Here is a 13,418-nt window from a genome sequence, read left to right on the forward strand (position 1 = left end):
CCGATTTGCAAAAAAGTCGGGCAACGCTTCGATCACTATCAAGATTTTCTTGAAAATGGTACGAGCCTTTCATGTCCTATGTGAACAATCTCAAGGTCTTCGTGCGCGTCGTCGACCTCGGCTCCATGTCGGCCGCGGCGCGCGACCAGCGGGTGTCGCCCGCGGTCGTCTCCAGCCGCATCGGCGAGCTGGAAAAGCATCTCGGGGTACGCCTGTTCAACCGCACCACCCGCAAGCTGACCCCGACCGAACACGGAACCATCTTCTACAAGGGCGCGGTCAAGATCCTCGACACGATCGAGGAGGCGGAAGCCGCCGTGGCCGATGTCGCCCGCAACCCGCGCGGCTCGATCTTCGTCGCCGCGCCGCTGGGCATCGGCCGGCGGCTGATCGCTCCCCTCATTCCCGGTTTCAAGGCCGCCTATCCGGACATCGACGTCCGCCTGCGCCTGTCGGACCGCAAGGTCGACGTGCATGGAGAGGGGCTCGACATCGCCTTCGTGCTCGGCCAGCCGGCCGATTCGGCGCTGCGCATGCGCCCGGTTCTCGACTGCGCCCGCGTGTTGTGCGCCGCGCCCGCCTATCTCGATCGCCACGGGCATCCCGCCGACGGCGCGGCCCTTGTGCGCGATCGCCACCACTGCCTGCTGCTGCGCTTTCCCGGAACCAGCGAATTCAACTGGACGCTGGTCGGCCCTGACGGTCCGGTCCGCCACGAGGTGACGGGCCCTTACGAATCCGACGATGGCGATGTGCTCACGGATTGGGCGCTCGCCGGTTGCGGCATCGTCAACAAGCCGCTTTTCGAGGTCGCCCACCACCTGCGCGCCGGGCGACTGGAGGAGGTCTGCCGGGCAACCCCGCCCCCGCCGGTCCAGCTTGCCTGTCTTTATCCGCACAAGCGCTACCAGGATCCCAAGATCCGCCTGTTCATCGATTTCGTCACGACCCGCTGCAAGGCGGCGGTCGACCGGCTGCTGCGCGGCGGCTGACGCCGTTCAAGGCCCGGTTTCCGGTCAGGCCGCGTCCGCGGCCGGCCGCAACCGGCGAAGAACCGCCTTGGCGATCCGGCGCAGGCCGCGCCTGGCGGCCAGATCCGCCCGCGCGAATGCGAGCGCCAGGCCGGCGAGCGGACCGCGCGCGACAACCAGTCTCGCGTAGGGCACCTTGCCGCGCCACAACGGCGTGATCATCGGATGGTCGGGAATGGCGAGCGAATCCGCCTCCGCCAGACCCGCCTCCTCCAGATTGCGCCGCATCGCATAGCGGGTGATCTGGGCTCCGGGAGAAAGGCGGGCACGCGCCTCGTCGAAGGCGATCTTCCAGGAGAACACCCGGTCGCGATCGCGCAGCATCACCAGCATGGCAACCGCGTCCCCGTCTTGCGTGAGCATGTCGATGCGCGCCTTGCCTGCCTGCGCCATGCCCTGGACGAAGGCCCGGGCAAAGGCGGCGCGCGAGGGCTCGCTCGCGAGCGCCGTCCCGCGGCGCCCCTTCCAGCCGGCCGCCTCGAGTTCCAGGAACCGTTCGAAGGCCTCGGCAACTCCGGCGCTGTCCGTCACGCTGGCCAGCCGGGTCGCACCGGCATCGCCCAGCCGCCGGAACTGGCGGTCGAGCTCCTTGCGCCGGCGCGTCCCGAGCAGGCGGTACTGCTCGTGCCCGGTCGCCCCGGTCGCATGGCCCGCGCGCAGGCTGTCATTGTCGCGGGCAAGGCGCCAACCGGTCTGCGCGCAGACATCCTGCAACAGATCGAAGACCGGACCGTCCGTACGCACATAAGGGAGCGCGACCAGCCCGCCGCCGAAATGCCCGACCGCCGCATCGAGCAGGGCGTCGAGCACCTGCGGATCGGCATCCGGCGCCAACAACGGCGCGCCGAGCGGGCCGTACTCGCCGGCAAGCATGGTCACCCGCCGCGCCAGCAGGCCCTCGCGCCGCAGCGCGAAGGGCGCAAGCGCAAGGAAGCCACCGTCCGCCGCATCGCGGATGGCGGCGATCACGACATCCTTCCGCTCCATGTGCTGCAGGTGGGGAGCAGGAACTGCGGACCGAAAAACGGATTCGGCTCCAGCGCCAGACCCGCCAATGCGTGCCACGCGCCCAGATGCGCTCCCGCCTCTCCGGCCGTAAAGACAATGGCCGTCATGCTGCTGCCGGTCGTCACCTGTCGCCCATTCGCCCCCCGCCGCGGGGCACCAGCCAGGGTGCGTCCACACGGCCTTGTCGCGCTCGTCCCGGCCGGCACCGTCCTGCCGCTCGTTGCAGGATGCGGCTTTTGCTGTCTCTCGGCAATCGCCATCGACATGTCCCGTCACGCAGGCGCGGCGCGATCCCATCCGCGCCGACATGAAGCCGGACCATGCCACAACCATTCCGCGATTGTCGTAATTTCGTTAGTCTTTGGTTAACCTTGCAGACACAGCCGCGTGAACCGCGCCGCACTCACAAGACCGGCTTCCGGCTCGCTCCGGCCAGGATGAACGGGTTCAGCCCGAGCCGGGCGCGCGCCTGGTGACAAAGCGCCGCCGCCTCGAAAATCATCGCCATCGCCGTGGCAAGGGCGGCACCGACAATGCCCAGAACCGGAATCAGCGAGACGTTGAGCACGATGTTGAGCGTGAAGGCGAGCGCGTAGATCAGCGCGCATCGGTTCTGTTGGTCCGCCATCGTCAGCAGCGCGTCCACCGGACCGACCGAGGCGCGCGCCAGCACACCGGCGAGCAGGATCAGCATCACCGGATAGCCGCTGGTGAAGCCCGGCCCGAACAGGGCCAGCAGGAACGGCCCGATCACCACCAGCAGGGCGCACAGGCCGAGCGTCGGCCAGAACGTCCAGCGCGCGGTGTCGCTGACCAGCGTGCCGAGCTCTGCATGGGCCCCGCTCTGGTAGAGCTGGGAATAACGGTGCGCGGTCGCCGAGCGAACCGCGAAATAGACGAAATGCGCAAGGGCCGGTGTCTTCGAGGCGGCGAAATACACAGCCACCTCGTCGGGCGGCCGCCACAGGCTGACCAGGATCACGTCGGCGCTGGTGATCAGCTGGAAGAACCCCTCGACCAGCAGGATCGGCAGCGAGATCTTCAGCCAGGTCGAGATCGCCCAGTTGTCGCGGGACGGCAGGCGCGGCGGTTCGCTCTTCAGCGAGCGGCCGAGCACGAACATCTGCGCCAGCGTGACCAGCCAGGTGGCGACGATCGTGACGATGCAGGCGGCGGTGGCGGTTGCCGGCGCGCCGAGCCAGACGGCGGCGACCATGCCGACGAGGATCGCCAGCGGTCGCCAGATGAACGGCGGCAGCATCGCCAGCAGCGGCCAGTCATGGGCGCGCGCGATGCCGTCCTGAATGCTGCCGATGGTGAACAGCGGCAGGCAGATCGCGCCCAGCAGCAGCGGCAGCACGTAATAGGAGGCGATGAGGTCGCCGGCGAGCCAGACCACGCAAACCCCGACAAGCGCGATCGCCGTCGCCGACAGGCCTCCGGCAAGCCGGCTGCCGATGAGAAGCGCGTTCAGCCGCCCGGTGGCGCCCTGTGCCCGGTATTCCGGGATCAGCCGCAACACCGATGAGGAAAAGCCCAAGGGGGCGAAGATGCCGAGCACGATGACCATCGTCCACACGACGACGTAGATCCCGTATTCGTGGCCGCCCATCATGCGCGCCAGGATGACCTGCAGCACATAGGCCATCACCGCGCCAAGAACGCGAACGCCGAAAACGATCAACGCCATGCGCTGCGCCCGCGACGTGTCCGGCTCTCCGGTCAGCACCGCCTCGAGGCGCGCGAGCGCCGGACGCAAGCGCATCAAGACGATTGCGGGCAAGACCCGTTCGGCCCATGTCAACAGGGACAGGCGCAAAGTCGGCAGCTCCTTTTCGGTCGACCGGCGCCAGCCTAGCGTGTCGAGGTTTAATTTTCCGTGCGCGCCGCAACGGAACAGACGCCAGTCCGCAGGCCTCCCAGACTTGTCGCCCGACTTGGCCGGAATTGTCCAGATCGCTTGAGGGAACAGACGGACCGCGAACTGGCCGTTGACGAAAGCCGGACGGTGGTCGCTAATCGCCCCATGGGAGGAAGAAGGCAAATCGGCCGCGCCCGCTTGCGGCGACGCGCAGCGCATTCCGGCAGGCAGGGCAATCACGAAAACGTGCGCGCGGCGCTGCTGCTGGCCGGCACCCTGCTCCTTGCCACCGGGACATCCGCCAATGCGCAGTCTCCCCAGACCGGCCTCGCTGTCGATCCCGATTGCGAGCTGACCATCCTCACGTCCTATCCCGAAAGCTTCTACGCCCCCTTCGTCGACCGCTTCTCGGCCGCCGCCCGCGCCGCGACCTGCGTTATCAACAAGAACACGATCTCGATCCTCGACCACATGCGCGAGCAACGGCAACCGGAACCGGACCTCATCTGGTCGAGCTCGCCGATCGCCTTTCGCATGCTCCAGGATGCCGAGTTGCTGGCGCGGGTTCCCGAGAAGGTCCGTCCTCCGGCGGATTTCGGCGGGCTCGCGGTCGATGCGCCGGACGGCTCGCGGTTCGGTTTCGCCCTGTCGCGGGTCGGCCTGATGTGGGCGAAGACGACGACGCTGCCCGTGCCGTCCGACCTGAAGGGCCTCACGGACCGGACGCTTGCCGGGCGGATCGGCATGACCTCGCCGGCGCGCAGCGGCACCACGCATCTCTTCGTCGAGGTCATCCTCCAGCAGTATGGCTGGCAGGAAGGCTGGGCCGTCATCTCCCGGCTCGGCGGCAACATCGCCACCATCACCGCCCGCAGCTTCGGCGTGCCAGAAGGCGTGCGCAAGGGTCGCTTCGCCTTCGGCATCGGCATCGACTTCCTCGCCAGCGTCGGCCGCAAGCCGCCGGGTCGCCTTGCCTTCAAGCCCTTGTCGCCGCAAGTCTTTCCGGCAAGCGTCGCCATAACGCGCAAGGGCGCCGGCAACCGCCTTGCGGGAGACTTCGTCGACGAGTTGCGCTCCACCGGGGCGCAGGCGCTGCTGCTCGATCCGGCCATCGCCCGCATCCCCGTCCTGCCCGGGCTCTGGCGCGAGGCCGGGTTCACCCCTGACCGCTCTCCGGACGCCCCGGCGTTCGACGCGCGGCTCGCCGCAAGGCGCCTTGCGGTGGTGACGGCGCTTTTCGACGAGATGATCACCTATCGGCAGGTCGAGCTCGCCCAGCTTTGGGACGCGGTGCACCGGCTGGAGGGGGAGCCGCTCATCTCCGCCTCCTCCGTGATGAGCGGCCATCTGGACCGGGTCCGCACCCTACTTGAGAGCGTGCCGGTCGCCCCCTTCATGGCCGATCTCAACCTTCTCGAGCCCCTGCCCGCCGATGTCGAGTTCCGCTCGCTCGACGGTCGCCTGAGGATCCAGGACAGCTGGGCACACGACTTCAGCAACCGCTTCGACCGGGCTCGCGAGCTGGTCGCCCAGCTCGATGCGTTCATTGCCGACACGGCGACGGCGGACCGGCCGTGAAATCGGACCTGGCCAGCCTCAAGCTCAAGCTGATCGCCTCGATCGCGCTGATCGCCGGGGTCGCGATCATCGCCACGATCGTCACCAGCCTGACGCTGACCCGTGTCGGCCAGTCGGTCAGCCGGCTTGCCTCCGACACCCTGTCGCTGGCGGCCGCGAACGCCCGTTTCGCCGAGATCGGCCAGGCGGTCCGCGTCGACGTTCCGCTGCTGGGCAATGCCGAGACGCAGTTCGACCGGGAGGCCGCCGCCGAACGGTTGCGCCAGCACTTCCAGACGCTCCGCGCCCTGCTTCCAAGAACACGGGCGACGGCCGGCTTCGCCGCCTCCGTCGAGGACGTTCTGGGCAGGCTCGACGCCACCGTGCAGGACCTCGACCGCAGCGTCGCGCGCCGCTTCGGCCAGCGCGCGGTGCTCAGCGCGCAGATCGCCCGGATCAACCGGCTGCACGGCGATTTCCTGCTTGAGGTCGACCCGCTCCTGACCGATGCCAAGTTCAATGTCGCCGCCGCGTTGCGGGACGTAGACGGCAGCGCCGGCCGCCCCTGGCAGGAGCGGCGGGACGGCGTCGCCGTGGAGATCCGCAACGCCGAGGCCCTCGGCCGGCTGCACGCCAATGCCAATCTCGCCGTCGGCCTGATGCTGCGGGGCGCGGCCGAGACCGACTTCCGGCGCATCGAGCACCTGAAGGGACGCCTGGCCGACACCATCGCCGAGGCGAATGTCAACGCCGCCGGCCTGTCGGTCAATCCGAGCGCCATCACCTTGCGCCAGCTCTGGGAGGAAATCGCGAATTACGGCCAGCCGGGCCGCGACCTGCTGGCGCTGAAGCTGCGCGAGAACGCGCTGAGCGCGGAAAGCCTGCGCCTGCAGGAAGAGAACGGCGTGCTGCTGGAACGGCTCGGCAGCATTGTCGCAGGGGCCGTGCGCGAAAGCGGACTGCGTTCGGAAACCGTGGCGGCCGAGATCGACGGCACCGTCGCCCGCGGCCGGGTGTTCAGCGTCGTCAGCATGCTCGTCATGCTGGGTCTGCTGCTCGCCTTCACGATCTTCTATGTACGCGGTCAGCTCTTCGGCCGGCTGATGGCGGTGCTCACCTCGATGCAGGCGATCGCCGATGGCGACAAGGACGTCAAGGTCCCGGTCGAGGGCAAGGACGAGATAGGCCAGCTTGCCGACGCGGTCCGCCTGTTCCGCCACAAGTCGCAGGCCCTCGACCAGCGCGCCCGGGAACTGAACCGCTCCAACATCGCGCTGACCGACGAGATCGCCCGGCGCCGCGGCGTCGAGAACGACCTGCGCGAAACGCAGGCCGAGCTGGTCCAGACCGCAAAGCTCGCCGCCCTCGGCCAGCTGTCGGCCGGCATCGCGCACGAGTTCAACCAGCCGCTGATGGCGATGGGATCCTACACACACAATGCGGTGCGCTATCTGGAGAAGGGCGAGACTGCGATGTGCCGCGAGAAGCTCGGCGACATCGACCGCCTGATCAAGCGCCTGTCGAAATCCTCCAACCATCTGAAGACCTTCGCCAGACGTCCCCAGGAAGCGGCAACGCGCCACGACGTCCGCGAGGTCGTGGCCAACGCCCTGTCGCTGTTCGAGCAACGGATCGCCAGCGAGGCCGTCGAGGTGGTCTGGCGCCAGCCCGGCGAACCGGTCGACGTGATGACCGAGCCGGCGCAACTCGAGCAGGTCTTCGTCAACCTGGTGAGCAACGCTCTCGATGCCATGAAGAACAGCGACGCCCCCCGGCTAACCATCTGGATCGAGGAAACCGGGCGTCTGGCCCGTGTCAGCCTCAGCGACACCGGCACCGGCCTCAGCGACGAGGCGCGCGGCCGGGTCTTCGACCCCTTCTTCACCACCAAGCCGCCGGGCGAGGGGCTGGGGCTAGGCCTGTCCATCTCCTACAATATCGTTCGCGACCTCGGCGGCCGGCTGGATATCGGACGCGCCGAAGAAGGCGGCGTCATCGCCACAGTGGAACTCTTCAAGACATGAGCCAGAACACCTCCGGTACCCCCGTCCTGCTGATCGACGACGAAGCTGAAATCCGCAAGGCATGGTCCGAGACGCTGGCGCTTGAGGTCTATAGCCCCCAGGCCTTTGCCGACGGGGCGAAGGCGCTGGAAATCCTCTCTCCCGCCTGGCCGGGCGTGGTCGTCACCGACCTGCGCATGCCCGGGCTCGACGGCTTCGACATCCTCAAGGCGGTACGGGCGATCGACCCGCAGCTCCCGGTGATCATCATCACCGGCCATGGCGACATTCCCATGGCGGTGCGCGCCGTGCGGGCGGGAGCCTACGACTTTGTCGAGAAGCCGACTGACCCGGAAATGCTGCTCTCCGTGGTCGGCCGCGCCGCCCAGATGCGCGCACTCGTGCTGGAGAACCGCCGCCTGACGGAAGGCACGGGGCGCGCCTACGACATCGAGAAGGAACTGATCGGCAACAGCCCGGCCATGGCCCGCCTGCGCGACCGCATCCGGGCGGTCGCCCCCGCGGACGTCAACACGGTCGTCTACGGGGAAACCGGAACCGGCAAGGAACTGGTGGCCCGCGCCCTGCACGAATGCGGGCCGCGTCGCCGGGGACCCTTTGTCGCCCTCAACTGCGGCGCGCTTCCCGACACGCTGATCGCCAGCGAACTGTTCGGGCACGAGGCCGGCGCCTTCACCGGCGCCGACCGGCGACGGATCGGCCGGCTGGAACAGGCAAGCGGCGGCACGCTGTTTCTCGACGAGATCGAGAGCATGCCGTTGTCGCACCAGACCCAGCTGCTGCGCGCGCTGCAGGCGCAGACCATCGAGCGGCTCGGCGGCAAGGAGGAAATCCGCATCGACGTGCGCGTCGTCGCCGCCGCCAAGGTCGACCTCGAGGAGGCCTCGACCCGGGGTGCGTTCCGCGCGGACCTGTTCTACCGGATCGCCGTCGCGGAAGTGTCGATCCCGCCGCTGAGGCGGCGGAACGAGGACATCCCGCTGATCTTCATGCATTACGCGGCGCGCGCCGCCGAACGTCACGGACTGCCGCTGGCCGAGCCCGCGCCGTCGCTGTTCGAGACACTGATGCGCATGCCGTGGCGGGGCAATGTCCGCGAACTGGTCAACTTCACCGAACGCTTCGCGCTGGGCATCGACCCGGCTCCCGAGCGCCCGTTCGAGGACGCCGCCACGGGTCAGACGCTGCCCGAGCGCATCGATGCCTTCGAGCGCGGCGTGCTGGCGGCTGCGCTTCGCGAGACCGGCGGACGGATCCAGATGACCGCCCGGCATCTCGGCATCCCCCGGAAGAAGCTCTACCTGCGCATGCAGCGTCACGGCCTCGATCGGCAGGACTACGCGGCCGACGAAGGTGTCGATAATGACCCGGATAAGAATTAGAACGGGTCATTAGTGACCCTTACCAAACGTTGCATTGACCAGTAAGATGGAATTTAATTCTTAAATATCAATATATTACCGAAATCCCAATGATCCGGCCGGAGTGGCACACCGGTTGCAATTCACCTCCCAGGCGGTTCGCGGTTCGACGAACGGCCATCTCAGGGAGGAACTCATGCAGAACAGATTTCAGGCAACCATGCGCCGTCTCGGGCTTGGCGTCGCGGCCGCGGCGATCCTGGTCTCGGCGGCGGCCCACGCGGCCGACGACAAGCTCGTCATCGTCACGTCCTTTCCCACCGACCTGACGGATGTCTTCAAGACCGCCTTCATGGCCAAGCATCCCTCGATCGCGGTGGAGGTTCTGAACAAGAGCACCTCGAGCGGCGTGAAATACCTGATCGAGACCGCGCAGAACAACCAGTCGGACATCTTCTGGGCATCCGCCCCCGATGCCTTCGAGGTGCTCAAGGGCGAGAGTCTTCTTGCCAAGTACTCGCGCGAGGTCGACGGCATCCCCTCCGACCTCAACGGCTACCCGATCAACGATCCGGACGGCCGCTATCTCGGCTTCGCCCTGTCGGGCTACGGGATGATGTGGAACACCCGCTACATGGACGCCTACAGCCTGCCGGTGCCGCAGGAATGGAGCGACCTGGAAAAGCCCGTCTATCACGGCCATGTCGGCATTTCCGCGCCGTCGCGCTCCGGCACCACCCATCTGACCATCGAGACGATCCTGCAGGGCGAAGGCTGGCAGGACGGCTGGCAGACCATTCTCGCCATGGGCGGCAACGCAAAGACGATCACCGAGCGCAGCTTCGGCGTGCCGGACGGCGTCAACAGCGGTTCCTTCGGCATCGGCGTGGTCATCGACTTCTTCGGCTTCTCCTCCAAGGCCTCCGGTTTCCCGGTCGACTTCCGCTATCCGAGCGTGACCGCGCTGGTGCCCGCCAATATCGGCGTCGTGGCCAATGCGCCGAACGAGGCGCCGGCGCAGAAGTTCGTCGACTTCCTGCTGTCGCCGGACGGCCAGCAGCTGCTTTTCGATGCGAAGATCATGCGCCTGCCGGTCAACAAGAACGCCTATGACAACGCCCCGGAAGGCCTGCCCAACCCGTTTGACGGATCGATCAAGACGGAAGTCAACTTCGACAGCGACCTGTCGGAGAAGCGCTACAACGTGGTCAACTCGCTGTTCGACGTGATGATCACCTACCGTCTCGACGACCTGCGCGCGGCGACGCAGGCTGTGCAGCAGGCCGAGGCAAAGCTCGAGCAGTCCGGCGCGGCGAATGCCGAGGCGGCGGCACTCATCGATGAGGCCAGGGCCCTGATCTCGGCACTGCCGGTGTCCGAGGCAGAGGCTCTCGACCCGGACTTCAACGCCATCTTCAAGACCAAGCGCAAGTCCAAGGACGTCAAGGTCGAGGGGCGGCAGGCCGAGATCGAGCAGGAGTGGGACACAAAGGTGATCCGCAACTACAGCCTGGCCGTCGAACTCGCCAACAAGGCGGCCGGCATGCTTTGACGGCATAGCGCCGCAAGCGGAGGCGGATGGCGGATCCCACCCGCGGCGCGAAGGCGCCGTGGCCGCCATCGGTCCGCGCCGGGGATGTCCTGTCTCCGGCGCTTCCGCCCACCTGTCCCGAAAATCCGGAGTACTTCGTCATGACGTCCGTTGCCCTGCGGCGGCCGGCGCGAGGAGTGTCGCTCGGCCCGTATGTGGTCGCCGGCCTGATCCTGCTGTTTCTCGGCGCGTTTCTCGTCGTTCCCGTCCTCAAGGTGATCCAGGTCGCCTTCCAGGACCCGGGAACGGGCGGCTTCACGCTGGTCAACTTCCAGGATTTCTTCAACAGCGCCCTGTTCCGCCAGTCCTTCTTCAACTCGCTCTACGTCGCCGGCGTCTCGGTGGTGATCGCCACCGTGATCGCGCTGCCGCTCGCCTACTTCACCTCGCGCTTCAACTTTTCCGGCTCGGTCATCATCCAGACCTTGTCCTTCGTGCCGCTGATCATGCCGCCCTTCATCGGCGCGGTGGCGATGCAGCTGCTGTTCGGTTCAAACGGCAGCGTCAACCTGCTGCTGCGCGACAATTTCGGCATCACCGTGCCCTTCATGGACGGCCTCAACGGCGTCATCTTCGTCCAGAGCATCCACTATTTCCCGTTCATCCTGATCAACCTCTCGGCGAGCCTGCACAACATCGATCGCTCGATGGAGGAGGCCGCGCAGATGCTCGGCTCGAGCGGGTTGCGGCTGTTCCGCAAGATCGTCTTCCCGCTGGCCATGCCCGGCTACATCGCCGGCGCATCGCTGGTCTTCGTCAAGGTCTTTGACGATCTCGGCACGCCCCTGCTGCTCAACGTCAACACGATGCTGGCGCCGCAGGCCTATCTGCGCATTTCCTCGGTCGGCATCTCCGACCCGATGGGCTATGTCATCTCGACGATCCTCATCATCTTCTCGGTCTTCGCCATGTGGGTGTCGTTCCTCGGCATGCGCGGCAAGGACTATTCGACCACCCAGAAGGGCGGCGGCGGCATTGCCCGGCGCGACCTGCGCCCTCACGAGGCGGCCGCTTGCTACCTGGTCGTGTTCCTGATCCTCGGCATCGTCCTCGCCCCGCATCTCGGCCTGCTGCTGCTTTCCTTCGGCACGGTCTGGTCGTTCAGCGTCATGCCCGACGGCTTCACCGTCGCCCATTACGGCACGGCGCTGACCTCGGCCGGCACCTTCATCAAGAACACCCTGATCTATGCGGGACTTGCCGGCCTGATCGACATCGTGCTCGGCACCGCGATCGCCTATGTGGTGATGCGCACCGGCGTGGTCGGCCGCAAATGGCTCGACCACATCGCCGTCGCCGCCCTTGCCGTTCCCGGCGTGGTGCTCGGCATCGGCTACCTGCGCATGTTCTACGGCATCGACATGCCCGGAACCGGTCAGCCGCTGGCCACCTGGTGGGGGATCATCGTCATCGCCCTCGCCATCAGGCGGCTGCCCTATGCGCTGCGCTCGTGCACCGCCGCCCTGCAGCAGATCGCCCCGGCGCTGGAAGAAGCTTCGGAAAACCTCGGCGCATCGAAGTTCCGCACCGTGCGGCGCATCGTCGTGCCGTTGATGGCGGGCGGCCTGGTCGCGGGCTTCGTCACCAGCTTCGCCACCGCCGCCGTCGAGCTGTCGGCCACCATCATGCTGGTCTCCAGCGAGAACGACGCGCCGCTTTCCTACGGCCTCTATCTGTTCATGCAGTCGGCCGCCGGCCGCGGACCTGGCGCTGCCCTTGGCGTCATGGCCGTCCTGATCGTCGGCCTTGCCACCTATCTCTCGCATCGCCTCGTGGAAAAGACGCGCCGCGACCGCAGCACACCCGAAAACAGCGGAGGACATCGCTGATGAACGCTTCAACCGGCTGGACACCCGGCAATGCCGCCGTCGGCGCCGCCATTTCCGCGATCGGCATCGAGATCCGCGACCTCGGTCTCTCCTTCGGCTCGACCGAGGTGCTGAAGGGTATCGACCTGACCATCGAACCGGGCGAGTTCTTCGCCTTTCTCGGCCCCTCGGGATCCGGCAAGTCGACGCTGCTTCGCGCCATCGCCGGTTTCGGCCCGACGCCGCGCGGCGCCATCCTGCTCGACGGCACAGACATTGTCGGCGAGGCGCCCTGGCGGCGCAATGTCGGCATGGTGTTCCAGAACTACGCGCTGTGGCCACACATGTCGGTGGCGAAAAACGTCGCCTACGGCCTCAACGAGCGGAAGATCCGGGGCGATGAAGCCGACCGCCGCGTGCGCGCCGCGCTGGAACTGGTGGGCATGGAAGCCTATGCGGAGCGCTATCCCTCGCAGCTCTCCGGCGGCCAGCAGCAGCGTGTCGCGCTCGCCCGCACCATCGTCGTCGAACCGCGCGTGCTGCTCCTCGACGAGCCGCTCTCCAATCTCGACGCCAACCTGCGGGTGCAGATGCGCCAGGACCTTCTCAAGCTGCAGCGCCGGCTTGGCATCACCACGATCTTCGTCACCCATGACCAGGAGGAGGCGAACACGATTTGCGACCGCATCGCGGTGATGGCCGACGGCGTGGTGCAGCAGGTCGGCAAGCCGGACGATGTCTACGACACGCCGGCCAACAGCTTCGTGGCGAAGTTTCTCGGCACCGCCAACGTGGTCGAGGGAACCGTCGGTCGCGATGCGGACGGCGCACCGCTCTTTCGCGCCGGCTCCGGGCTTGTCGTTCCACTGCGTGCCGGCGAGCAGGACGGACCGGCGAAGATGGTCCTGCGTCCGCAGAGCATCGACTTCACGGACGGAACCGGCCCGGACAGCGTCGAGGCCGGCGTTGTCGCGGCCGAGTTCCTCGGCAGCGTCATCCGCTACCAGGTTCGTGTCGGCGACCAGGATCTCCTGGTCGACGAGCGCCACACGCGCGGGGTCGCCCGCAGAGATCCGGGCGAGACGGTCCGCATCCGGCTGAACCACGACCAGGCGGTGTTGATCCGCGCCTGATCGAAGCTCCTCCCGGGCTGCAAGACAGCCGGATGCACGGGCGC

At 67.2% G+C, this 13,418-nt stretch carries 9 protein-coding genes; 7 read left to right on the plus strand and 2 right to left on the minus strand.

What is annotated here, in order from left to right:
• The first annotated feature begins 71 nt into the window (after window positions 1-71).
• On the plus strand, window positions 72-992 hold the full coding sequence (locus tag RBB46_RS08710; protein WP_306028601.1) for a LysR family transcriptional regulator: 921 nt from the start codon (window positions 72-74) through the stop codon (window positions 990-992).
• Window positions 993-1,016: 24 nt separating this feature from the next.
• On the opposite strand, the gene RBB46_RS08715 is transcribed toward RBB46_RS08710, so the two are convergent.
• Together RBB46_RS08715 and RBB46_RS08720 are read right to left on the minus strand one after the other, a co-directional pair.
• Window positions 1,017-2,000, minus strand: coding sequence for a GNAT family N-acetyltransferase (locus tag RBB46_RS08715; protein WP_306028602.1), 984 nt, complete (start codon window positions 1,998-2,000; stop codon window positions 1,017-1,019).
• Window positions 2,001-2,442: 442 nt separating this feature from the next.
• Window positions 2,443-3,804: a lipopolysaccharide biosynthesis protein gene (locus tag RBB46_RS08720; protein ID WP_306028603.1), complete on the minus strand. Its 1,362-nt coding sequence runs from the start codon at window positions 3,802-3,804 to the stop codon at window positions 2,443-2,445.
• A 294-nt stretch (window positions 3,805-4,098) separates the two neighbouring features.
• On the opposite strand from RBB46_RS08720, the gene RBB46_RS08725 reads away from it, so the two are divergent.
• The 6 genes from RBB46_RS08725 to RBB46_RS08750 all read left to right on the plus strand — a co-directional run bounded on the left by RBB46_RS08725 (window position 4,099) and on the right by RBB46_RS08750 (window position 13,374).
• Complete coding sequence (locus RBB46_RS08725; RefSeq protein WP_306028604.1) at window positions 4,099-5,478, plus strand: ABC transporter substrate-binding protein; 1,380 nt, start codon at window positions 4,099-4,101, stop codon at window positions 5,476-5,478.
• Window positions 5,475-7,481: an ATP-binding protein gene (locus RBB46_RS08730; protein ID WP_306028605.1), complete on the plus strand. Its 2,007-nt coding sequence runs from the start codon at window positions 5,475-5,477 to the stop codon at window positions 7,479-7,481. Before RBB46_RS08725 ends, RBB46_RS08730 begins: the two co-directional genes overlap by 4 nt.
• Window positions 7,478-8,863 (plus strand): sigma-54 dependent transcriptional regulator, encoded by a 1,386-nt coding sequence (locus RBB46_RS08735; protein WP_306028606.1) that lies wholly within the window; start codon window positions 7,478-7,480, stop codon window positions 8,861-8,863. The genes RBB46_RS08730 and RBB46_RS08735 overlap by 4 nt, the downstream gene beginning before the upstream one ends.
• 175 nt (window positions 8,864-9,038) lie before the next feature.
• Complete coding sequence (locus RBB46_RS08740; protein WP_306028607.1) at window positions 9,039-10,394, plus strand: ABC transporter substrate-binding protein; 1,356 nt, start codon at window positions 9,039-9,041, stop codon at window positions 10,392-10,394.
• A 140-nt stretch (window positions 10,395-10,534) separates the two neighbouring features.
• Entirely contained in the window at window positions 10,535-12,262 is a 1,728-nt protein-coding gene (locus RBB46_RS08745) for an iron ABC transporter permease (protein WP_306028608.1), read from the plus strand.
• A complete protein-coding gene (locus tag RBB46_RS08750) occupies window positions 12,262-13,374 on the plus strand; it encodes an ABC transporter ATP-binding protein (RefSeq protein ID WP_306028609.1) in 1,113 nt (370 codons plus the stop codon). The genes RBB46_RS08745 and RBB46_RS08750 overlap by 1 nt, the downstream gene beginning before the upstream one ends.
• The last annotated feature ends 44 nt before the right edge of the window (window positions 13,375-13,418 follow it).

Source organism: Stappia sp. MMSF_3263 (assembly GCF_030733745.1).
Classification (GTDB): Bacteria; Pseudomonadota; Alphaproteobacteria; order Rhizobiales; family Stappiaceae; genus Stappia.